Source organism: Candidatus Competibacteraceae bacterium, assembly GCA_016699715.1.
Classification (GTDB): Bacteria; Pseudomonadota; Gammaproteobacteria; order Competibacterales; family Competibacteraceae; genus Competibacter.
This window is the reverse complement of the sequence record CP065007.1, coordinates 1,439,962-1,463,285: the sequence shown is the minus strand read 5'-3', so window position 1 is coordinate 1,463,285 and position 23,324 is coordinate 1,439,962. Positions and strand designations below refer to the sequence as shown.

The window sequence follows — 23,324 nt, the reverse complement described above, 5'->3', positions numbered from 1 at the left end:
TATGAAAATGGGATTTGAAAAATTTAAATATCAGAATAATCTGTCATTTTACTCAAAATTCAGGCGATTGCTTTGGAGTCTTTCTTGGGTAATTTTTTTTCTGCCAACACCAGACTGTTGTTTTCATGGATGGCGTCGTTTATTGTTAATATGTTTTGGTGCAAAAATAGGAAAAGGGTTTCGTATTGCATCAACTTGTAAAATTTGGGCGCCTTGGAATTTAGCTGTAGGTGATTATGTTTGCTTGGCTGAAAATGTAGACTGCTATACTGTTTCAAAAATAGAAATAGGTAGTAAAGTTACTGTAAGCCAACGAACATTTTTATGTACAGCATCTCATGATATTACCTCACTAATCCGTCCTCTCACTCATTTACCAATCACAATTGGTAATCATGCTTGGGTTTGTGCGGAAGCTTTTATCGGGCCGGGAGTCACAGTTGGAGAAGGTGCAGTTGTTGGTGTTCGCGCCGTAGTAACTAAACGCGATGTTCGACTTTTCAGGCGATCAGGCTCTCAAACTGCAGGTCTGACCGACCGATTTGCCGGTTCATGAAAATACCCAAGGTGTGCGCCAAGATTTTTCGGGCGATCCGACTCGTCAAGTGCCAAACATCCCGCGCCCGGATTTTCTCAAAATGAAACTGCTCGGTCAGTTGACCGATGACGGTTTCCACGAGGCGGCGGGTTCTCGTCAGTTGTTGGATGATCCAAGGCGCACGGGAATCGGCCATGTTCGCCCGCAAGGGGGTTTGCAAATCGATCCCCGTGGTTGCCAGTTCCGCCTGAAGACAGGCGCTCAGGTATCCCTTGTCGCCAATGACCAAGCCGTGAACGCCGTCCGTCAAATCCCAAAGCGCTTCGCGTTCATCACCGGCGGCGGGGGTCACCGTCCACGCCGTGATCACGCCATCGAATGTGATCATCAAGTGACCATGAAGTCCATAATAATACTGCTTTTTTGCCGCGCAATAGCCGAAGCCGGCCGCCTCGGGAAAACATCGGCATTGCGGGGCACGGGTCAGCATACACACCGGCATGGGGCAGCCATCGACGAGGTGAATAGGGTCCGTCACCGCCCCCAAGTCGATCAGCAGATGCCGATGCAGCCGCTGTTTGACGACCCAGAGATTGGCCGCTTGCTGGGCAAACGTGGTTCGCGATCCGAGTCTTGGAAACCACGACGGCCAATGACGACGGAAATACTTCCAGATGCCCACATCGGTATCCAAACCCAGAAACTCACCCACCACCTCCATGGTGATCACTTCGCTGTCCGCCAACTTCGGGGCAAAACCACGCTGGCGCAAGCGATGATCCCCCAGCAGGGCTTCCAGGTGTTCTTCTACCCAGCAAAACACCGTGATGATAAAGTCTTCAAGCGGCATGGCGGTCTCTCCGTGCGGTTGAGGTGGTTGGTTCCTCTCAGCTTAGCTCGCACCGTCATGCCGCATCGGTCTGCCCTCATCTCTCCTCGAAAAAGTCGAACATCGCGTTAACTAAGGATGTTGAATCATGGACGGTTGTTGCCGGCAATCCAGCCCAATTTATTAAAAAGCGGGTATTGTGTGAGGGTTGATCTAATCAACATCTTCCGCGCTGTGGGGTCGCGACCACATCAGCGATTCCCAGCCTCTTTTGCTCATCTAACTAATTTATAAGTATATTTTTTATTAAACACTGATAAATTTTCGGCTCTCTGGTATTTCAAGGGGTCTTAAAGTATAATACTATCAATTAGTTATTAACACCAAGTGAGAATTCCATGACGTCTAAATCATTAGACGAGTTGAAGAGCACTTTTAATATGCTTTTGGATATTCCTAATGTTGAAGTCGATGAGATAGAAATTGATCGAGACGGGAATTATCGGGTCACGCTCCATAGCACAGCGCGCGGAACGTGTTGTCATCAGTGCGGTAATTTTATTGATCATTTTTATGGAGCGGGGTGTCCATCTGAGTGCGGTGGACACCAGATATTGTGATCTTGACCATCGAAGCGCCCTTTCTATGGTGTGTCAAGATCTAATCCATAGGTACTACCGCACTCAGATGGACACCCCGCTTTAAAAAAATCAACTCTAACTTATTGATTAAATAAAATAATTTTTTATAACTAAATCATAACATGTTGAAAATATTCAAGATAATTATTTGGGGACTTCTCTATTACGCTCAGGCATTTATCGCTGTTCGGTCGGCAGGTTGAACTGCGTCTTCGTCCACCACGGTATCAATGTCCACGATGCCAAGGGCGGCCGACGACGACTCAAAGAGCGACGTGGTATGATCATCGAAGTCGGTGTACCCAAGCCTTCGAAAAACAGGTGTTGTTAGCCTGTGTAAATAGTACGGTTTTGGATGCCAGCATTAAAGAGGGGATTGGCTATGAAACGGTACGAGGAATTATTGATCGCTCTATTGCTAAGAACGTTGATTGGCAGGCGATTAAAAATCTTGAAATTATTGGGATTGATGAAATCTCTTTAAAAAAAGGACACCAAGATTTTGTGACGATTGTGACGATTGTGACGAGTCGTATGGGTGAAAAAACGGTGATTCTGGGGATATTGACCGATCAGAAGAAAGAAACCGTCAAAGAATTTTTCATGAGTATTCCCAAGAGGTTACGCAAACAAGTGGGTTTCATTTGTTCGGATATGCATGTTGGTTTTATCAATGCAGCGAAGGAAGTTTTTGGGAAAAAGGTTCAGGTCATAGTCGATCGATTTCATGTCGCCAAGTTATACTTTAAATTAAGTCAAATTTTACTTTATGGTTGTTTTGTTTTACGGTGTTCCGAGGGTTAATCGGAAGGCCTGAAAGAGGCTGGAGCGCGCACCATGATTCGACTGGTTTTCTCTGATGAGACGCGGGAACGCCTGCGTCACGAACGGCTCCATCATCCACATCCTCGGGTGCGGCAACGGTTGGAAGCGCTCTATCTCAAGAGCGAGGGCTGGTCGCATCAGGCGATTTGCGCGAGTCTGGGGATCACCAAGCCGACTCTGATTGGCTACCTGCGGTTGTTTCAAGACGGGGGCTGGGCGGCGCTGACGAGCTGTCGATTCCGCCAAGCCCGCAGCGCGCTGGCGCCGTATGAAGGGGTGATCGTGGCGGCGTTCGCGCGGCGCCCGCCGGCAACCCTGGTCGAGGCCCGTGCCCGCATCGCCGAACTGACCGGGATCGAGCGCAGTCCCGCCCAAGTGGGCAAGGTGCTTAAACAGTTTGGACTGGGACGGCGCAAGACCGGGGCGATCCCGGGACCGGCGCCGACCGACGAACGCCGGGCCGCACAGGCCACGTTCCAGGTCGAGCAACTCACCCCCCGGTTGGTGGAAGCCCAAGCCGGCCAGCGTGCGGTTTTTTTTTGGACGCCGCCCACTTCGTCCACGGGCTGTTCCTGAGTTGGGTCTGGTGCCTGGCGCGCTGCTGGCAGCCGACCCCCAGCGGCCGGCATCGGCTCAGCGTGCTGGGGGCCTTGAACGCGACGACCCATCAACTGATCACCGTCACCACGGATGCCTATATCAACAGCCAGCACGTCGGCCGGATGCTGTACAAACGGGCGGCGCTGGGCTTGACGGTGCCGATCACGGTGGTACTGGATAACGCCCGGTATCAGCGCTGCGGGTTGGTGCAAGAGATCGCCACCCACTTGAACATCGAGTTGCTGTTTTTGCCGACCTATTCGCCGCAGTTCAACTTGATTGAGCGGTTTTGGAAGTTGGTGAAAAAATGCTGCTTGCACACCGAGTATTATCCCACGTATCCAGAATTTAAAAGCGCGATTCTCGATTTCATTAAAACCGCTCATGTAAAGAAAAAAGGCACCCTCAAATCATTACTGACTTTTAATTTCCAATCCTTCAAAGAAGTTAAAATTGGAATTAGCTAAAGTATACTTCGCTAGCATAGTAATCTCTCGTAAAACCATAGTGGAAGTCAATCATGGGGCATCCGGTTTCTGTGCGGCTGGACGACGGCATTCAAGCGATGCTTGAAGAGGCTGCTAAAGCACATGGTATTGGCTTATCGACGTATCTACGCGAACTAGCGACCCAAGAAGCCAAACGTATACGGCGCGAGCGCATTCGGGCACAAAGCCGCGCTGTGGGGGAGTATGTTGCCACTTCGCCCGAAGGCTGCTCCTTCTATACGGAGTGGGGGACACCGACCCCTGTGGATGAGGGAACATGAGGTTGGCGGCGGGTCAGATCGTCCTGGTGGACTGGCGGGATGGCCTGCCTAAAGAACCCAACAAGAGACGGCCTGCCATTGTGGTTGAGGATCGCGACCTGTTCGATCACGCCTATCCCAATCTCATCCTGACGCCTCTCGGCGAGGACTCGCTTTTAGCCATTGAGGATTTGTCGGTCAAAATTTCACCGACACCGGAGAATGGCTGCACCAAACTCTGCTACGCCCTGGCTCATCATGTCACCACAACCTCGAAGCATCGGATCACGCCCACTCCTTCGCATATCACCGATGAGGAACTCGTGGAAATCCGATGGCTGATCGGAGTCACTATTGGGCTGGACTGAGAGTATTTCGGTGACACAAAACCCGTGAAACTGGTCGCCGTCATCCTAACCCTCAACGAGGCACAACATCTGCCGCGCTGTCTCGCCAGCCTTACCGGCGTCGTGGATGGCGTGCTGGTCGCCGATTCCTTTTCCATCGACGACACCCTGCACATTGCTCAGGCGCACGACGCACGGGTGGTGCAGCATCCGTTCGTGAATCAGGCCACCCAATTCAACTGGGCCTTGACTCAACTCGACGCCGATACCGACTGGGTGCTGCGCATCGACGCCGATGAAGTTTTAACCCCGGCGCTGGCAGCGGAGATTCGCGCCCGCCTGCCGGGTATCGGTCCCACAGTAGACGGGGTGTTCTGCGGACGGCGCATGACCTTCCAAGGCCGACTCATCCGCTTCGGCGGACTCTTTCCGGTGCGGATACTGCGCCTGTTCCGCGCCGGGCGTGGCCAGTGCGAAAACCGCTGGATGGACGAACACATCAAAGTCGCCGGGCCGACCGTCGATTTCCAGAACGAACTGATCGACGACAACCTCAACTCGCTAACCTGGTGGACCGATAAGCACAACCGCTACGCCAGCCGTGAGGCGGTGGACCTGCTGAATCTGGAATACGATTTCATGCCCCACGACTCGGTCGCCAGTCTGCGCGGTGGTAACCAGGCCGGGGTGAAACGCTGGCTGAAGGAACGGATCTATGCCCGGTTGCCTAGCGGATTCCGCGCCTTCGCCTACTTTTTTTACCGCTACGTGGTGCGACTGGGATTTCTGGACGGCCAGGCGGGCACGGCCTTCCACTTTCTACAGGGCTTCTGGTACCGGTATCTGGTGGACGCCAAAGTGGCGGAGGTGAAACGCCATATACAGGCGACGGGTTGCGATGCAGTGACCGCAATCGAGCGAGTGTTGGGGATTCGGGTGTGAGTTGGAGCAACGTTTGCAACCCGTCCTTGCCTGAACTGCTGTCTGGACCCCCATGAAAATCTCCGTCATCACCGCCGTCTATAACAGTCATGTCACCCTCGCCGATGCCCTCGATTCCGCCTTGGCCCAGGATCACCCCGACACGGAATTGATCGTCATCGACGGTGCATCCACTGACGGCACGCTGGAGGTGATCCAGCGCTACGCTGAACGGATTGCCCATCGGGTCAGCGAGCCGGATCGCGGTGTTTATGACGCTCTTAACAAGGGTCTGCACCTGGCCACGGGTGAGGTGGTGGGCTTCCTGCATTCCGATGACCGCTACGCCGATGACCGGGTGCTCTCCCGAATTGCCGCCGCCTTTGCCGACCCGGCCGTGGACGCCTGCTACGGCGATCTGGTCTATGTCCGCCAGGACGATCCCGGCCATGTCGTGCGCTATTGGCGTGCCGGTCCCTACTGCTCGCGCTTGCTCAGCCGGGGCTGGATGCCGCCGCACCCCACCTTCTACGCCCGCCGCGCCCTTTATCAGCGGCTTGGCGGCTTCGACCTCGACTACGAGATCGCCGCCGACTACGATTGCTTGCTGCGCTTCCTGAGCACTGGGCAGATCACTTGCGCCTATATCCCCGAAATCCTGATTCACATGCGCCTGGGCGGCATCAGCAATCGCTCCCTAGGCAAAATCCTGCAAAAATCCCGTGAAGATTATCAAGCCCTGCGACGTCACCAAGTGGGCGGCCTGAGCACGCTGCTGATGAAAAACCTGCAAAAGCTGCCGCAGTTTTTCAAAGATAGGCATTGATGGATCACCAAAATTATCAATGTGGATGGCGACTTGCTACCTTTAGACCTAATCTCAAGCCTTAAGCTGGACAATCATGATCGACTTGCACTGTCATCTACTCCCGGGTATCGACGATGGGGCGCCGGATCTGGAAACCGCGCTGGCCATGGCCCGCATCGCCGTTGCCGATGGCATCGAAGTCATCGCCTGCACCCCGCACATCTATCCGGGCTTGTATGAGAACAGCGGGCCGGCCATCCGCCGGGCGGTGGAGGCACTCCAATATCAGTTGGCCGAGGCCGACATTCCGCTGCGGCTCACCTACGGCGCCGATACCCATCTCGCGAGGGATTTGGTGGAGGGCTTGCGCTCCGGGCGGGTGCCGTCACTGCATGGCAGCCGCTACTTTCTGCTGGAGCCGCCGCATCATGTGGCGCCGCCGCGGCTGGGGGAAATCGTGTTCAATCTGCTGGCTGCTGGCTACGTACCGGTGATTACCCACCCCGAGCGTTTGAGCTGGATCGAAGACTACTACGGAATTTTCGTGGAACTGGCGGGCAAGGGTGCCTGGCTGCAAGTCACCTCCGGTAGCCTGACCGGCCGGTTCGGTCCCTCGGCGCAATATTGGGGCGAGCGACTCCTGGATGAAGGCTGGGTGCATATTCTGGCCACCGACTCTCACGGTGTGAAACGGCGCCCGCCGCTGCTGGCGGAGGGACAGCACGCGGCGGAGCGTTGGGTGGGCAAGGAAGAGGCGATTCATCTGGTGTGGACCCGTCCTAAAGGTATACTGGACAATATCGAGCCGGATCGAATGCCAAAGCTGCTCGATTCAGTTTCGAATGTATCATGGACGCAATCGCTCAAGGCGATGCTAGGCAAATGGATGGGGCAACGCTGAACGGTTTCAAAGCGATGATAACCAGTCGGGGGTGCGTGGGCGTGCGGGTTAAGCAGGTTAAGAGAGTGTTTGCGGGCATGACAATGCTCTGGGTGGTCTCGCTCGGCGTTGCCGGGTGCGCCAGTCCACCGCCTGCCACCGATCCGCCCGCCGCATCGGGTGCCGCGCCCGCCGCATCGGTTGCCGCACCCGCTGCCGCGGTGCCCGCCGCCGTCATGGATCAGCCCGCCGCAATACCGGTTGTGGATGCTCCGGCGATACCGGCGGTCCCGATCCCGGTCGAGGCTCCGAGCGACTACTTTATCGGCCCGCAGGATTTGCTGAAAATCGAAGTGTTTGGCGTCGAAAGTCTGAACCGTTCGGTTCGGGTCAACTCCCGAGGTCAGATTGCCTTGCCGCTGGTCGGCTTGGTGCAAGCGGAGGGGTTGACCGGCGAGCAACTGGCAACCGACATCGCCACCCGGCTGGCCAAGGATTATCTACAGAATCCTCAGGTCACCATTTTTATTGAAGAATTCACCAGCCAGCGGATTGCGGTAGTGGGTTCGGTCAAGACCCCGGGCGTGTATCCACTCAAAGGGCGGACCACCCTAATGCAGCTGGTCGCCAGCGCCGGCGGTACGATCAGCGTGGCTTCCGGTACGGCCACGGTGCTGCGCCCCGAGCCGGACGGTACGCGCAAAATGCTGCAATACGACTTGGTGGCGATCCGCGATGGCGAGGCGCCGGACCCTGAAGTGCTTGGCGAGGATGTCGTCCATGTCGAAACCTCGGGCGTCAAGGCCACCGTCAAGGAAATCCTGGAATTTATCCTGCCGTTCCGAGTGCTTTCCGCGTTCTAACTGGTATTCCGTAATTGGTAACTTTGATTAATGACTATTCCCGAATTGCCCCAATACCCTGGTCCTGACTCGCGGCCGCCCGGCCGGGCGCTGGCGGAACGCCAGACCGGTGTCCCCATGCCAGCCCCGCCGCGGGAGTATCCGTCGTTTGAGGAGGCGTCGGAAGAGGATGCTCTCAACCTCCGTGAACTGTGGCAGGTCATCCTTAAGCGGCGCTGGAGCATCCTCATTTTTACCCTGATCGTGGTGACCGCCACAGTGGTCGCCACCTACCTGATGACGCCGCTCTATCGCGCCAGCCTGACCTTGCAGATTGATCTCGAGGACATCAAGATCATGAAGATGGGGGACGTGTCACCGGTTGAGTCAGGATGGGGTAGCCAGGATTATTACCAGACCCAGTACGAACTGCTGAAGAGCCGCAGTCTGGCTTTGCGGGTGGTCAATCAGATGGGTTTGGCCGACCAGCAGGCCCAGGCCGACGCTCCACCCCCTTCGCTGGGCGCGCAGCTCAAGGGCTGGTTGGCCGGTTGGTTGCCGGCGGCCGGCGATGCCAAGGCGGGATCCGGGCAACAGGACGCAGGCTCCGCGCCCACGGCGGAAACAGCTCGGGTCGAGGGTGCCATCGACGCGGTCCTGGGCGGCCTGACGGTCGAGCCGGTGCGCAACTCGCGACTGGTCATCCTGCGCTACGACAGCCCAGATCCCAAACTGACGCGATGTTCGACTTTTTCGAGGAGAGATGAGGGCAGACCGATGCGGCATGACGGTGCGAGCTAAGCTGAGAGGAACCAACCACCTCAACCGCACGGAGAGACCGCCATGCCGCTTGAAGACTTTATCATCACGGTGTTTTGCTGGGTAGAAGAACACCTGGAAGCCCTGCTGGGGGATCATCGCTTGCGCCAGCGTGGTTTTGCCCCGAAGTTGGCGGACAGCGAAGTGATCACCATGGAGGTGGTGGGTGAGTTTCTGGGTTTGGATACCGATGTGGGCATCTGGAAGTATTTCCGTCGTCATTGGCCGTCGTGGTTTCCAAGACTCGGATCGCGAACCACGTTTGCCCAGCAAGCGGCCAATCTCTGGGTCGTCAAACAGCGGCTGCATCGGCATCTGCTGATCGACTTGGGGGCGGTGACGGACCCTATTCACCTCGTCGATGGCTGCCCCATGCCGGTGTGTATGCTGACCCGTGCCCCGCAATGCCGATGTTTTCCCGAGGCGGCCGGCTTCGGCTATTGCGCGGCAAAAAAGCAGTATTATTATGGACTTCATGGTCACTTGATGATCACATTCGATGGCGTGATCACGGCGTGGACGGTGACCCCCGCCGCCGGTGATGAACGCGAAGCGCTTTGGGATTTGACGGACGGCGTTCACGGCTTGGTCATTGGCGACAAGGGATACCTGAGCGCCTGTCTTCAGGCGGAACTGGCAACCACGGGGATCGATTTGCAAACCCCCTTGCGGGCGAACATGGCCGATTCCCGTGCGCCTTGGATCATCCAACAACTGACGAGAACCCGCCGCCTCGTGGAAACCGTCATCGGTCAACTGACCGAGCAGTTTCATTTTGAGAAAATCCGGGCGCGGGATGTTTGGCACTTGACGAGTCGGATCGCCCGAAAAATCTTGGCGCACACCTTGGGTATTTTCATGAACCGGCAAATCGGTCGGTCAGACCTGCAGTTTGAGAGCCTGATCGCCTGAAAAGTCGAACATCGCGTCAAACTGGCCGCCGCCATCCTCAATGCGCTGGCCAAGGCCTATATCAGCCTGAATCTGGAGCGGCGTTTCGAGGCATCCACTTACGCCCGCAACTTTCTGCAAGAGCGACTGCAACAGGTTAAGGTCAAACTGGAGGAGTCCGAACGGGCACTGGTCGAATTCTCCCGTCGGGAAGAGATTTTTACCGTTGGCGACAAGGAGAGCATCGTCGGCCAGAATCTGGGGGCCACCAATGTCGCCTTGGGCGAGGCGGAAAAGCGGCGGATCGCCGCCGAGGCAGTGTACCGACAGGTGCTGGGTACTCGCGGCCAGGGGCTGAGCCAAGTGCTGGACAGCAAGATCATTCAGGATCTCAAGCAGACCAAAGCCAAACTGGAGGCCCAGTACCAGGACAACCTCAGCATCTACAAGCCGGCCTATCCGACCATGGTGCAACTGCGCAACCAAATCGGTCAGGTCGACAGCATGATTGACTCGGAGATCGGCAACATTCGAGCGGCGATCACCGCCAACTACGAAGCAGCCAAAGCCGAGGAAGCGCTGTTGCGCACCAATCTCGACCGGCTCAAGCAGGAGGCGCTGGCGTTGCAGGGTCGCAGCATCCAATTCAACATCCTGCGCCGCGAGGCGGACACCAACCGCGAGCTATACGATGGACTGTTGCAGCGCTTCAAGGAAGTTGGGGTAGCGGCCGGCATCGGCACCAACAATATCTCGGTCGTGGACGAAGCCAAGGCGCCGAGTTTTCCCTACAAGCCCAACCTGCGCCTGAATACCATGCTAGCGCTGATTCTGGGCCTGCTGGGCGGCATCGGTCTGGCCTTTCTGTTCGAGCATTTGGACGATACCTTCCGCAGGCCCGAGGATCTTGAGAAACTGCTGGGCCTGCCGGTGTTGGGCATGATCCCGGTGACCAGGCAGGAGCGCGGTGACGAGCGCGCCATCGCCTTGATCGGTCACGACGACGCGCGCTCGGCTTTCGCCGAAGCGTACCGCTCGGTGCGTACCGCCCTGCAATTTTCCACCGCCAGCGGCGTGCCCCGGCTGCTGACCGTGACCAGCGCCATGATGAGCGAGGGCAAAAGCACCACGGCGGTCAGTCTGGCCATCCAGTTCGCCCAGGCCGGCAAGCGGACACTGCTGATCGAGGCCGACCTGCGCAAGCCCTCGCTCCACAACACATTGAAACTCGATAACCAAACCGGGCTGACCAACTATCTGGCCGGCGGGGAGGTGCAGCCGGCCGATATTACCCAACCCACATTCATCGCCAACCTGTTTGCCATCCCGTCCGGGCCGCTGCCGCCCAACCCCGCCGAACTGCTGTCGTCTGGCCGGATGGTGGAGTTGCTGACGCTGGCCGCCGAGAAATTCGACCAAGTAATACTGGACAGCCCGCCGTTGCTGGGATTGGCCGACGCGCTGATCATCGGCAATCTCTGCGAAGGCACTTTGTTGACCGTGGAAATGGGTAGTACGCCGCGCGGCTACGTGCAGAATGCTTTCAAACGGCTGCGCGGAGCGCGGGTGCAGGTGCTGGGTACCCTTCTGACCAAGCTGGAGGCCAACCAGCCCGGCTACCATAGCTACTCCTACTACCACGCCGGCTACTACGGCGAGACCACACCCGATGCCAAGAAGCTGCTGGTCGAGAGGGGATAAGAGAGGGAGCGTGAGGCGCAGGGTGTGACCAATCCCGGTCCCGATATCTTCGAACTGGCGCTGGCCTGCTACCGCGCTCCACTGGCTCACCAAAACCGACTGGCTTCCGCCGCGCCACTGCCGCCGGGCATGACCCGGCTGCTGTGGTTGGCCAACGGTTCGCCGGAGACGCTGGAGGGCGCCGTTCGTCAGACCGGGGCCAAGGCCGACGAGCTGCGCGACGCCGCCCGGTTTTTGGTTCAGCAGCTTTGTTTCGCCCGTGGCGCCAGCCAGTACCGCGTATTGGGGCTTGAGCCCGGCGCGGCGGCCGAACAGGTCAAGGAACATCATCGGCTGCTGATACGGTTGTTTCACCCCGACCGCGTCGGTGGCGGCGCGAGTTGGACCGATCACTTTGCCAGCCGGGTCAACGAAGCCTGGACTGTGCTGTCTCGCCCCCAGCCCCGTGCGGCTTACGATGCTCGCCAGTCGCAACCGCCATCGCGGGCCGTCGTCCCGGCTACCGTCGGCCAAACTGACCCCCCACCGGCATCGTCGGTTCGTGCCCCGGATTGGCGGTGGCGCAAAGCTGGCGATTCCCGCCCCCGATTCGCCGTGCCGCGCCGCTGGCTACCGGTTTTGGTATTGAGCGGAGTCGCCTTGGCGGCGGCGCTGGCGGTTTGGGGGGTTTATGAAACCCGGCCACCCTTGGCCGCGCCTACCGTGTTCCCTCATTCCGCGCCCACCGCCGACCCCGAGCCGTCGTCGTTCGCCGACCCGGTCGACCGCAGTGCCATCACCGCGCTGCTGGCCGCGCCGGACTGGCAGGCGCTGGGTCAGCGCGAGCACCAGGCCCGCCAGCGGGCCAGCGAAAGCCACATGGCCCGGGAGCGGCTGGAACAGGCTTACCGGGAACAACTGGCTACCGATGTGATACTGCTGGAACAGATTCGTGCGGAGCGATCCCAACTGGAAGAACAGTTGCGTGCCGAACGTACTTGGAGCGAGCGGTTGGCGGCCGAGCAGGCGAAGTTGGAGCAGTTGAAGGCCGAGCAGGTTCAGGTGGAGCAGGCGCGAGACGAACGGCTGGCGGTTGAGCAGGCGAAACTGGAGCAGTTGAAGGCCGAACAGGCCAAAGCCGAGCAGATGGCCGAAGCCTTGCGGGCCGAGCGGGAACAGCTCGAGCAGGCGAAACTGGAGCAGTTGAGGGCCGAGCAGGTTCAGGCGGAGCGGGCGCGGTCCGAACGGCTGGCGGCCGAGCAGGCGAAGTTGGAGCAGTTGAGGGCCGAGCAGGTTCAGGCGGAGCGGGCGCGGTCCGAACGGCTGGCGGCCGAGCAGGCGAAGCTGAAGCAGTTGAAGGCCGAACAGGCCAAAGCCGAGCAGATAACCGAAGCCTTGCGGGGCGAACGGGAACAGCTCAAGCAAACCCGGCTTGAGCGGGCGGGCGCGACGCCGGTACGGCAGGCGCGGCCCGATCCACAGCCGGAGCAGCCAGCGGACCCGGCGGGCGCATCGCGGCTGACCGCCGTCGCTCCGGATGCCGAGGCGTTGACCATCAAGGAGCTGGATGGACTGATCAAGCGCTACACCAACGCCTATCGGCGCGGTGATCTGGACAGTTTAATGGTTTTATTCGCAACCGACGTGCGGGGCAAGGGGGGAAGCGACCGCGACCGCATTCGCCGGGATTATGGAACCTTGTTCGGTACACACTGGGTCGAGCGAATGCAGTTGCGCGATCTGAGTTGGGTGCGCGGCGGCGGCTCCGTCAGCGCCGCCGGCCGCTACGAATTGTGGTTGCGGCGGCGCGACAACGGCGAGTCGATCCAGTTGGCGGGTACAATCCGCTTCGAAGTGCGCAAGCGGGACGGGCAACCATCCATCGTGGCCATCGATTACGATTGGCCGGGGTATTGAATCGGGCCACAACCTCAACACGCGGCGGTCGAAAGAATCATAAAAAATCATGGCAATGATGAACAATAAGGTGATCGGAGCGGTTGGTCTGACCGTGTTGGGTGCGATGTTAGCCTGGCGGGTGTTGGTGACCGGTTTGGCCGAATACTACGCTGGACGGGACACGCCGGAGGCCGACGCCGGTGCACTGAGCTGGCGGAGTGATCAGTCGGTGGCGTTATACCGGCAGGGTCTGGCGCTGGCCGAGCGCGATCCGGCCGCCGCCAAACGGCTGTTCCAGGCGGCGGCGTGGGCTAATCCCACCGATGCGTTGGTCTATCTGGCGCTGGCCGAACTGCAAGCGGGGGCTGGTCAGCCATCTGTCGCGACCGCGCTGATGGAAACGGCCGATGCGCTGGGGCCGATGCGTACTCCGGTGCTGGCCCGCTCGGCGGCGTTTTGGTTGGCTCAGAGCCGACCGGACCTCACGCTGGCGCGTTGGGATATGTTGCTGCGGAACCGACCGGCGACCGCCGATCAGTTGTATCCACTGCTGCTGCGTTGGGTTGAAAGTGTCGAAACCCGGCCGTTGTTGCGACCGCTGCTGGCCGATCCGCCGCAATGGTGGGATAAATTCTTCGCCTATGTCGCGGCCAAGGCGGCGCGCTTGGAATCAGTGGTCTTTCTGTATCGTAACCGCGAACGGGCTGGAAGACTGCCCGAGGCCGCCGAACAAAAGGTTTATCTGGGGCGGTTATGGCGGGAAGGCCACTGGTTGGAGTCGTATCTGACCTGGTTGAGCGGGCTGGACGAACGCCAGCAACAGGGCTTGGGCAATATCTATAACGGCGACTTTGAGCTGCCGGTCACCGGACTGGGTTTCGACTGGCGCATCTCGACACCGCGCGGGGCGCTGGTCGAAATCACCGAGACTTACGGTACTCACGGCGGCAAAGCCCTGCATGTAACCTTTAATGGTCAACGGGTACGTTTCCGACATGTCCGTCAGCCGCTATATCTGGAACCGGGCCGCTACCGCTTGCAGGGGCGGGTGCGCCCGGACGGCCTGCGGGCGGAGCGGGGCCTGCGTTGGATGGTGCGCTGTGGCGAGTCGGGCGGACGGCTGTTGTCGGAAGGTCCATCCTTTACCGGTGGTTCCGGCGACTGGCAGCTTTTCACCCAGGAGTTCACGATTCCGGAGGCGGATTGTCCGGTGCAATGGTTGCGGCTGGAACTGGAGGGGCGGGCGGAACTGGATTTCGAAGCCCAGGGCGGAATCTGGTTCGACGATCTGGCAATCAGCCGGCAGGGTTAGCGGTCAGCGATTCTCGGCCTCTTATTTTTTGACTGTAATTTTTAAGGACATTTTTTTATAAACGCCATGTAATTATTATAAAAAAATTGTTATAAATCAATGCTGCTAGAATTTCCGGCTAGTAATCTCTCTCCCTGCTTCTGGCTCGGTCGCCGCCAATTTTTCGCGGGCAACGCTTTAAAGCCAGTGTTCGTTTATCGTTTGTCGTATACTTGTACCTAAAGCATAGGTTGTAGCGTTTATCGACTGGGTGTGATGATGGTGATGGTCCAAAGCAGGAGGGTTGACGAATCATGAAAATACGAGCGATGACTACAAGCTTGGTGCTGGTTTTGGCGGGATATGCCGCCGGTGCCAGCGCATTGGAGCCTTCGGCCGTGCTGCGGCAGCCGCAGGGGCGGGTATTCGTCGGCCAAAGCAAAGCGATGGAGCCGGCTCGAGATGGCTTGGCCTTATACGCAGGCAATCGAGTGGTGACAGTCGCTGGTGGCCAGGCGGAAGTGATGTATCCGGATGATTGTGTGGTGGCTCTGCCCGAGAATAGCCTGTTGGTCGTCGGGGGGCCAGAGCAGTGCCATCAAGGATTGGCTCACGTCCGCACCATCAATGGATTCCAGGATACCCGGATTGGTCAGGCACCCCCGTCGGACGACGACGATGACAATCGGATAGGACTGTACATCTTCGGCGGAGCGCTCGGGTTGGCGGCTGTCACGGCCATCGCGCAGGGCAACAACAAGGAAGACGCAGGACCTGCTAGTCCCCAGTAATCATTCTCGCCTGGTTGTGTTGAGGATCTAAGGTGCTTGCGGGCACTGTCACGAACCGCGCCGCTTTCAGCGGCGCGGTTTTGTTTTATGGCCTGACAGCCTTGCTGGTGTTTGCGCCGTTGTATTGGGGGGGCAACCGGCCATTGCCGTTGCTGGTCATGGAACTGGCGGCATTAGCGCTGTTGGTTGGGCTGGCGTGGAGTAGGTCGAAACCGATTCAACCGGCGGTCCTATCCTGGCCGATGCGGGTGTTTCTCGTTGTGTTTTTGCTGTTGCCACTGCTGCAGTTGTTGCCGCTGCCGCTGCCGCTTTGGGCCGATTTGCCCGGACGGGAGTTCTACGCCGGGGCGCTGCGTCTGGCCGGCGTGGACGGAACCGATTTCGACTGGCGGGCGATCTCGCTGGTGCCATCCTCGACCGAGGTGGCTTGGCTGGCGTTGTTGCCACCGTTGGCGGTGTTCGTGGCGGCAAGCGGTCTGTCTGGCCGGCGACTGCTGGCGCTGGTGCAACTGTTCTTGGGGATTGCCGTCGGCCAGGCGCTGCTGGGCTTGATTCAATACGGCGATGGGGTGGACAGCGTATTCCGGTTTGGCAACACGCTGATGGGTGGTAGCGCCTCGGGTACTTACGTCAACCGCAACCATTTGGCCGGTCTGCTGGAAATGGCGCTGCCGGTTGCCTTGGCGCTGTTGGCGGCCACGGTCGGCCACGGCTTGCCCCGGTATACCGGCCATGGCCGGCGCCAGCGGACCCTGCGCCAATGGTTGGCGCGCTTTAGCGTGAACCGGATCAACCAGGCGACGCTGTACGGCGCGACGGCGCTGGTGCTCCTGCTGGGGTTGGTGTTCACCCGCTCCCGCGCCGGGGTCAGCCTGGCGATGTTGGGCATCCTGTTGTGCACCGCGTTGTTTTCGACCCGGTTGGGCGGGCGTAACGCCTATGGGCTGATGGGGACTTTCACGGCGGTTGGAGTCGGATTGGCCGGGCTGATCGGGTTGACGCCGGTATGGGGTCGCTTCGCCTATTCGGACCCGATCGAGGACGGTCGCTGGCGGATTTTCGACGCCACCCTCCAGGCAGTCGGCGAATTCTTTCCACTGGGCAGCGGCGGTGGCACCTTCGAAGATATCTTGCGGCGGTTTCACCCAGTAGATTTTCTGGGGGTGACCATCAACCGGGCCCACAACGATTATTTGGAATGGCTGCTGGAGTTCGGGCTGGCGGCGGCATTGCTAATTGCAGTCTGGCTGGTGTTTTACCTGCGCCAGTGGGGGCGGGTGTGGAAGCGTGGTGAGTGGGCGTCGCTACGCTTCGTTCAGGCTGGGGCCGGGATCGCGCTGCTGTTGATGATGCTGCATACCCTGGTGGATTTTAATCTGCGGATACCGGCCAACGCGGTATTCACCGCCTTGTTGGCGGCGGTGTTTTTCCATCGCCCGGTCGAGGAGGAACGGCAATCCACGCGCCAGCGGCGCGGAGCATCGGGCGCCAGCGACGGGGGAGAGCCGGCCGACGCGCTGGCTCCAGCCTATGAGATTCCACCGGAAAATCGAACCAACCCATTTACATCGTGAAGCAGATCTACCAGCGCAGTGCTCGCCGGGCGTAGGGTAGATCCGCCACTGGCAACCGGCCTTGGAGCGTGCCTTCGCCAATAAATGCTTCCAGCGTGCAGACCTGGCAGCGCAAGCCTATATCCAGTACCCAATGGCCGTCCACCAGCAGCGCGGCGTGGGTGACCCTCAGCGACGGGCCGGCGACCAGTACATATTCCAGCCGGTCCGGGGGGTATCCCCAGCGGATCAGGCGGTCGGCCTTGGCGACGGCGTAGGCTTTGCAGTCCCAGGCGGTCAGCCGGTCGAGATCGGTGGCGTCTGGCCAGTCGCTCAGGCAGAGATCGTCGGGGCAGGGCCGGCCCTGCTGGTTCACGGCAGTGTTGACCCGAACCAGTTCGGCTGGCGCGATAGAGGGTGGAGGCAGGGCCGGCGTAGTCTGGCAGCCGCCGGCGAGTAGCAGGGCAAGCAGGGACAGGGGGGAGTGGCAGCGGAAGCGTGACATGGATGCTAGCATAACAAATTGATCGCGTTCCCGGCGCTTTCGCCCGCCTAGCCCCTGCACGAGACGGTTTTTGCTTCATCGGCAAGAGCATCGCGCAATAGGAGAAATTTTATGCCTCAGCTTGCTTTCATCACCGGCGCCACCTCCGGATTTGGCGCTGCTTGCGCTCGCCGCTTCGCCGTTGCCGGCTGGTCGCTGGTTTTGTGCGGTCGGCGCCAGGACCGGTTGGATGCCCTGCGCGCCGAGTTGGCCGGCATTCCGGTGCATGCTTTCCCGTTCGACGTGCGCGATGGTGCCGCCGTCAAGGCCGCCATTGCCGAACTGTCGCCGGAATTCGCCGAGATCGATGTGCTGGTGAATAACGCCGGTCTGGCGCTGGGTCTGGAGCCAGCCCACCGTTGCGACATGGAGGATTGGGAACGGATGGTGGATACCAATATTAAGGGATTGCTGTACTGCACCCGCGCCATCCTGCCCGGCATGGTGGCTCGCGACCGCGGCCATGTGATCAATATGGGTTCAGTGGCCGGCAGCTATCCTTATCCAGGTGGCAACGCCTACGGCGGCACCAAGGCGTTTGTCAAACAGTTTTCTTTGAACCTGCGCGCCGACCTGTTGGGTACCCGGGTACGGGTGACCAACATCGAACCGGGTTTGGCGGACAGCGAATTTTCCCTGGTGCGTTTCAAAGGCGACGCCGCTCAGGCCGCCAAGGTTTATCAGGACACCCAGCCGCTGCGGCCAGAAGACATCGCCGATATCGTGTACTGGGCGGCGACCCGTCCGGCTCACGTCAACCTCAACAGCATCGAGGTGATGCCGGTGTGCCAGGCCTTCGCGCCGTTTGCGATCAGCCGCGAAGGCTGAGGTGGATCAGGAGTGGTTGCGGGCGGCCAGCGGGCTGAGCGCGGGCCTGACCGGTTCGGTCGCGGTATTCCTCCGGTTCGGTTTCATGGACCCGGCCACGGCGGCCTGCTGCCGGGTCCAGAGCCGGGTGGTGAGCCGGTAGTACAGCACGAACGCGGCAAGGAAGGCATAAAACTGCCAGTGTTCGGGCACCCCTAGTCGCCAGGCCAGAACCCCGCTGGTGGCGGCGAATGTGGCGGTGGCCAGCAGGATCGCGCAGACCCGGCCGTCCGTCAGGCCAATGCCGAGTAGCAGGTGGTGAAGGTGCTGGCGGTCGGCGGCAAACGGGCTGTGGCCGGCGCGGATACGGCGGGTCATCACCGCGATGGTATCCATCAAGGGCAGGGCCACGATCCAGATCGCGGTGACCGGTGCCATTACCGCCTCCCGACCCTGGGACAGGTGAACCAGGAACCATCCCAGGACGAAGCCGAGCATGGTGCTGCCGGCGTCGCCCATGAACACGCTGGCGCGGGCTCGCCAGGGATGGCGCAAGTTGAAGCAGAGGAAACCGGCGATCACCAGAGCCAGCACCGACAGGACGCCAATGACCGCGTTCCCGGTGGTTGGCGCGAGCAGGCTCAGGACGATCATGCACAGGGTAGCGAGCAGCGCCAGTCCACCCGCCAAGCCGTCGAGTCCGTCGATCATATTGAAAGCGTTGATCACCCCAACCACGGCGAAGATGGTGAGCGGGATCGTGAAATCGCCGAGCAGGACGTTACCCCACCCGAACAAATTACCCAAGCTGGTCAACGCTATCTCCCCCGCCAGCACCATCAGCAGGATGGCACTGATCTGAAAAAGAAAACGCACGCTGGGGCGAAGGGGGAATCGGTCGTCATAAAGGCCGACCAAGGTGAGCTGGGTCATGCAGACCAGCAATACGGGAAAGGCGTGAGGCCATTCCTCCGCCAGCAGCAGCATACTCACGCAGAACGCCGCCCACATCGCCACTCCGCCAGTCATGGGGACCGGGTCGCGATGATGTTTACGGTCGCCTGGTCGGTCGATCCAGCCTAGGGTCCGCGCCGGTTTGACCAGCAAGGCGATGAATCCGACACTGCACAGGAATGCACTGAAAAGCGACGAATATCCCCATAATTGATCCATTTCGGCATTCTCTTAGGCTCGTAAAACGATTCGCCGATCACATTCAAAGTACTTTATTGTAAAATTTTAGTAGCATTGAATTTCAAATGAACGACTTTAAGGAAAATCCATTCGTGACTAAGCCCATTATAAGTACGATTCTGAATTTATAAAGGGTAAAAAAGCTTTCATTGTCGTAAAAACCATCGACCGCCTCACGATTCAATCACACCTTTCAACAGGACCCCCTCTACTCCGACAATACGCAGCCGGGTGCTGGCCGGACAGTCTTGGTCCACCAAGACTTTCCAGGTGCTGTCATCGACTCGAACCTTGCCATGGCCGTTGACCACTGGCGCATCCAGGGTGAATACCCGACCCACATACTGATGAGCTCGGCGGTTGAGCAATGGGTCCTCGGTGCGGGTCGGGTGCTTGCGTAGCCGTAGCCGCCAGGTGACGATGGAACCGACCGACAGTAGCGCAAACAGCAGCACCTGATAGGTCCAGGCCAGCTCTGGCAGCACGGTCAGCGCCAACCCCACCAGCAGCGCCGCTATCCCCATCCACAGAAAGAAGAAGCCGGGAACGACGGCTTCGACCATCATCAACACCACTCCCAGTAGCCACCAGTTCCAGTAAACCGGCTCCAGCAGCCAGCCACTCACGAGGGTCTCTCCACCTTGCCCAGCGCCTCTCGCGTCAGTTCGGCCACTCCGGCCAGTGTGCCGATCAGCCCTGAAGTGTCCAGTGGCATCAGTAGCACTTTTTGGTTCGGTGCCACCGCCAGTTTCGCCACTGCCTCCACGTATTTCTGCGCCACAAAGTAATTGATCGCCCGCACGTCACCCTTGCCGATGGCTTCCGACAACATCAGGGTGGCGCGGGCCTCGGCCTGGGCCAGCCGCTCGCGAGCTTCGGCGTCGCGAAAGGCGGATTCCTTGCGGCCCTCGGCTTCGAGAATAGCCGCCTGTTTGAGGCCTTCGGCTTCCAGAATGGCGGCTTGGCGCGCACCTTCAGCGGTGAGAATCGACGCCCGCTTGTCCCGTTCGGCTTTCATTTGCCGCGCCATCGAATCCACCAGATCCTTGGGCGGGGCGATGTCCTTGATTTCGATGCGTGTGACCTTGAGGCCCCACGGCGTGGTGGCTTCATCAACCACGGTGAGTAGTCGGGCGTTGATTTCATCGCGCTTGGACAGCAGTTCGTCCAAGTCCATCGAGCCCATCACCGTGCGGATGTTGGTCATGGTGAGGTTGAGGACGGCGAATTCCAGGTTGTTAACTTCGTAGGCGGCCTTGGCGGCGTCCAGCACTTGATAGAACACGACCCCGTCTACTTGGATCATGGCGTTGTCCTTGGTGATGATCTCTTGCGAGGGGACATCCAGCACCGTTTCCATCATATTGATTTTGTGGCCGATACGGTCAATGATCGGAATGATGAGGTTCAGGCCGGGCCGCAGGGTTTCGGTGTAGCGGCCAAAGCGTTCGACCGTGTATTCCATGCCCTGTTGCACCGACTTGATGCCCAGGAAGATCAGGATGACCGCCAGCACCGCTAGCGCCACCACAAACGCGGAAAAGCCCTCCAGCATGACGATTTCCTCCAGTATGAGTGGGGTAAAGCTTAAAGATTAAAGGGTGGAGAGAAAAGGACCAAGTCCAGCGCTTGGTCGATACGCCGCCGTGCTTGCTCCTGATCCCCGTTACCCGGCGCCTTCATCCTGGATCGAACCCGAACGCGCATCCACCATCACATGCAGAGGTTGGTCTTCGTGGTCCCAGGCGACCACCTGCCAGCGCATCGCGCCGGTTTCGTCCACATAGAGCGAAGCTGAATCGAGGGAGAGGCCGTCGGCGCGGGTGATCAGCGCCGCTTGGGCCACCGGCAGTGCGCGGTCGAGATCGTATAGCCAGGATCCCAGCACCAGTGGAGTCAGCGGCGTGATGGCGGTCAGTTCATCCCATTCCGCTTCGTCGGTCGCCTGCTCGAATTCCCGGTCCACGGCGGTGACCGCAAGCTGGCCGGCCATCGGGTCAAGCAGGATGTCGAAGCTGTACAGACGCCGGATGCGCCGTTGCGGCTGGTCTTCGCAGCCACGGAAGGTGTAGCGCAGTTCCCGGATCTGTGCCGCGCCGTCGGTGCCGCCCTCCAATTCCACCACCACCGCTTCCAATACCGCATGCGGAGCGGTGTGTTGGGCCAGCGGCCGAACGATCGAGTAGCCGGCGCGGATGGTGGCGATCTGGGTTCCAGCCGGTAGCGACTGGCGGTCGACCAGGATGGTGGCGGTGCCGCCGACGAAGACGGACACGTCAATACCGTGGCTGGCCAGTACCCGGCGGGCGTGACGATCGGCGGCGCGTAGGTACAGGCTGGCCAGCGGCCAAGCTTGACGCCAGACCCCCAGCAGTGCCGCCCACGGTCGCGGCTGGGTTACCCGGCCGTCCCGATCCGTCCGCAACCAGCCATCCGCGATCAGCGCCTGAATTTCGCGGGCGTGACGATCGGCCAGCAGGCTGGTGGGATCGTGAGTGGCTCGGGTGGCTGGATCCGGGTCCACCACATGTTCGAGGGCGGTCACAAGCGCGCGGTGCAAGGCGTACAGTGCTCGCGGGTCCCAGATATCCTTCAGTTGCAGCCGCGCCATGTAGGCGGGTGGCGGCAAGCTGTAAGGCAGATTCAGATTGTTGGTGGCCAGTACCCGACCATCTTGCAATTGGGTCGAGAACTCGACGAAACCGTGCGGCGGGCGGGAGCCGGTCGCGAACCGGATGTGGGCGATCAGGGCGACGCTGCCCTGTTCCGGTTGCGCCAGCAGTCGCAGCCACAACACCGCGCCCTGGATGAGGTCATCGCTGCGGAAATCGTCGCAGTGGACGAAACCGGCGGCGGTCAGTGATGCGGCGGCGTCGGTGAGCGTGAGCCAAGCAGCGTCGGGTAGCTCCGTTTCCCGGATCGGAACGAAGCGTGGCCGTAGCGGCTGACGGACGCGCCACAGCGCCAGCGGTGTTCCGAACAGCAGTTGCAAGAGCAGGGCGGGTGGAGCGATCAGCCATTTGATCAGGCGAACCAACAAGACCAGCGTGTAGGATGGCAGCAGCACGATGGTGCGCAGCAGCAATAGCAGTAAATGACGCACCAACGGTCCTCGCTTCAGTGCTCGTCGTCCAACTGGCCGAGGCTGAAGAACTCGCTCTCGCTCCATACGCCATAATCACGACCGCCGCTGGCCGCTGGCCGCTCCTCGCCCAGTTCGATCAGTTCCAGGAACACCGCTCGACTCAGGAGCGCGCGCAAACCGCCGCGTACATGGATGTAGGGCGAGGGTTCGCCGCCGGGGCTGCGGTATTCGACCATCAGCGGATGGGCGGAGCCGGCACTGACCCGATCGCCCAGGTTAGTGGTGAAAAGCAACCGCTGCTCGCGGCCGGTGCCTTCGGCATCCAACCGCACCGCCAGGAACGGCGCGTCATCGACTTGAATGCGCCATTTTTCCACCGGCGTGACCAGGTAGTAATGACCGTCTGGATCGTATCGCAAGATGGAGGCGAACAGCCGAACCAGGGCTTCGCGCTGGATGGGGCTGTCTTCATGGCGCCAGACACCGTCGCGGGTGATGCACAGGTCCATTTCGCCGCTGAGAGGCGGGTTCCAGTGCTCCACTGACGGCAGCGAGGCGGACGGCAGTTGGGAAGCCAGGGTTTCCGGGTTAAGAGTGGAGCGACGCATGACTGGGGGCGGAGTTCAAGGTGCGGTTTCCCGTTCGCCTTTATTATGAAGGATGAACGACCGTGTGGCGAACCTTCATCGCTCGAAGCTTTCGTTAGCTTCGTTCAAGACAAGAGTGATGAGCTGAAACGCCGCACGCCCTTGCTCGGCTTGGGCAAGGGCGTGCGGGTTGACTCCATATTA

Annotated in this window: 21 protein-coding genes and 2 pseudogenes; 16 read left to right on the top strand and 7 right to left on the bottom strand. The window is 59.6% G+C overall.

The features are described 5' to 3' along the window. Positions 1–7 precede the first annotated feature (7 nt). Positions 8–556, top strand: coding sequence for a putative colanic acid biosynthesis acetyltransferase (locus IPM89_06525; protein QQS55446.1), 549 nt, complete (start codon positions 8–10; stop codon positions 554–556). Here IPM89_06525 and IPM89_06520 read toward each other — a convergent pair. Beyond that, on the bottom strand, positions 501–1,388 hold the full coding sequence (locus IPM89_06520; protein QQS55445.1) for an IS982 family transposase: 888 nt from the start codon (positions 1,386–1,388) through the stop codon (positions 501–503). The two genes, IPM89_06525 and IPM89_06520, sit on opposite strands and share 56 nt — an antisense overlap. Before the next feature lie 941 nt (positions 1,389–2,329). Here IPM89_06520 and IPM89_06515 point away from each other — a divergent pair. From IPM89_06515 to IPM89_06450, 14 genes and pseudogenes are all read left to right on the top strand, one after another. Next, positions 2,330–2,812 (top strand): transposase, encoded by a 483-nt coding sequence (locus tag IPM89_06515; protein ID QQS55444.1) that lies wholly within the window; start codon positions 2,330–2,332, stop codon positions 2,810–2,812. 33 nt (positions 2,813–2,845) lie between these two features. Beyond that, positions 2,846–3,900 (top strand): annotated as a pseudogene (locus IPM89_06510) (IS630 family transposase). 298 nt (positions 3,901–4,198) lie between these two features. Further along, complete coding sequence (locus IPM89_06505; protein ID QQS55443.1) at positions 4,199–4,549, top strand: type II toxin-antitoxin system PemK/MazF family toxin; 351 nt, start codon at positions 4,199–4,201, stop codon at positions 4,547–4,549. Between the two features lie 24 nt (positions 4,550–4,573). Continuing rightward, complete coding sequence (locus tag IPM89_06500; GenBank protein QQS55442.1) at positions 4,574–5,470, top strand: glycosyltransferase family 2 protein; 897 nt, start codon at positions 4,574–4,576, stop codon at positions 5,468–5,470. Positions 5,471–5,522: 52 nt separating this feature from the next. Continuing rightward, complete coding sequence (locus tag IPM89_06495; GenBank protein QQS55441.1) at positions 5,523–6,275, top strand: glycosyltransferase; 753 nt, start codon at positions 5,523–5,525, stop codon at positions 6,273–6,275. A 76-nt stretch (positions 6,276–6,351) separates the two neighbouring features. Next, a complete protein-coding gene (locus IPM89_06490) occupies positions 6,352–7,158 on the top strand; it encodes a capsular biosynthesis protein (GenBank protein ID QQS55440.1) in 807 nt (268 codons plus the stop codon). 77 nt (positions 7,159–7,235) lie between these two features. Then, a complete protein-coding gene (locus tag IPM89_06485) occupies positions 7,236–8,000 on the top strand; it encodes a polysaccharide export protein (protein ID QQS55439.1) in 765 nt (254 codons plus the stop codon). A gap of 30 nt (positions 8,001–8,030) precedes the next feature. After that, positions 8,031–8,780, top strand: a complete 750-nt coding sequence (locus tag IPM89_06480) for a hypothetical protein (GenBank protein ID QQS55438.1) — start codon at positions 8,031–8,033, stop codon at positions 8,778–8,780. Between the two features lie 42 nt (positions 8,781–8,822). Then, entirely contained in the window at positions 8,823–9,710 is an 888-nt protein-coding gene (locus IPM89_06475; protein ID QQS55437.1) for an IS982 family transposase, read from the top strand. Between the two features lie 18 nt (positions 9,711–9,728). Beyond that, positions 9,729–11,390 (top strand): annotated as a pseudogene (locus IPM89_06470) (polysaccharide biosynthesis tyrosine autokinase). 24 nt (positions 11,391–11,414) lie between these two features. Further along, a complete protein-coding gene (locus tag IPM89_06465) occupies positions 11,415–13,286 on the top strand; it encodes a DnaJ domain-containing protein (protein QQS55436.1) in 1,872 nt (623 codons plus the stop codon). A 49-nt stretch (positions 13,287–13,335) separates the two neighbouring features. Further along, on the top strand, positions 13,336–14,580 hold the full coding sequence (locus tag IPM89_06460; GenBank protein QQS55435.1) for a hypothetical protein: 1,245 nt from the start codon (positions 13,336–13,338) through the stop codon (positions 14,578–14,580). Between the two features lie 308 nt (positions 14,581–14,888). Next, entirely contained in the window at positions 14,889–15,350 is a 462-nt protein-coding gene (locus IPM89_06455) for a hypothetical protein (GenBank protein QQS55434.1), read from the top strand. Between the two features lie 32 nt (positions 15,351–15,382). Then, on the top strand, positions 15,383–16,924 hold the full coding sequence (locus IPM89_06450; GenBank protein QQS55433.1) for an O-antigen ligase family protein: 1,542 nt from the start codon (positions 15,383–15,385) through the stop codon (positions 16,922–16,924). A 7-nt stretch (positions 16,925–16,931) separates the two neighbouring features. Here IPM89_06450 and IPM89_06445 read toward each other — a convergent pair whose 3' ends face one another. Next, complete coding sequence (locus IPM89_06445; GenBank protein ID QQS55432.1) at positions 16,932–17,408, bottom strand: transglutaminase-like cysteine peptidase; 477 nt, start codon at positions 17,406–17,408, stop codon at positions 16,932–16,934. A 111-nt stretch (positions 17,409–17,519) separates the two neighbouring features. Here IPM89_06445 and IPM89_06440 point away from each other — a divergent pair, with 111 nt between their 5' ends. Next, positions 17,520–18,275, top strand: a complete 756-nt coding sequence (locus IPM89_06440; GenBank protein ID QQS55431.1) for an SDR family oxidoreductase — start codon at positions 17,520–17,522, stop codon at positions 18,273–18,275. Between the two features lie 6 nt (positions 18,276–18,281). On the opposite strand, the gene IPM89_06435 is transcribed toward IPM89_06440, so the two are convergent. From IPM89_06435 to IPM89_06415, 5 genes are all read right to left on the bottom strand, one after another. Further along, the gene (locus tag IPM89_06435) at positions 18,282–19,427 is read right to left on the bottom strand and encodes an undecaprenyl-phosphate alpha-N-acetylglucosaminyl 1-phosphate transferase (protein ID QQS55430.1); all 1,146 of its coding nucleotides are present in this window, start codon (positions 19,425–19,427) and stop codon (positions 18,282–18,284) included. 194 nt (positions 19,428–19,621) lie between these two features. After that, a complete protein-coding gene (locus tag IPM89_06430) occupies positions 19,622–20,014 on the bottom strand; it encodes an NfeD family protein (GenBank protein QQS55819.1) in 393 nt (130 codons plus the stop codon). Between the two features lie 56 nt (positions 20,015–20,070). Next, positions 20,071–21,000 (bottom strand): SPFH/Band 7/PHB domain protein, encoded by a 930-nt coding sequence (locus tag IPM89_06425; protein ID QQS55818.1) that lies wholly within the window; start codon positions 20,998–21,000, stop codon positions 20,071–20,073. Between the two features lie 114 nt (positions 21,001–21,114). Then, on the bottom strand, positions 21,115–22,551 hold the full coding sequence (locus IPM89_06420; GenBank protein QQS55429.1) for a hypothetical protein: 1,437 nt from the start codon (positions 22,549–22,551) through the stop codon (positions 21,115–21,117). A gap of 14 nt (positions 22,552–22,565) precedes the next feature. Next, on the bottom strand, positions 22,566–23,141 hold the full coding sequence (locus IPM89_06415; protein ID QQS55428.1) for a DUF1285 domain-containing protein: 576 nt from the start codon (positions 23,139–23,141) through the stop codon (positions 22,566–22,568). Positions 23,142–23,324 lie beyond the last annotated feature (183 nt).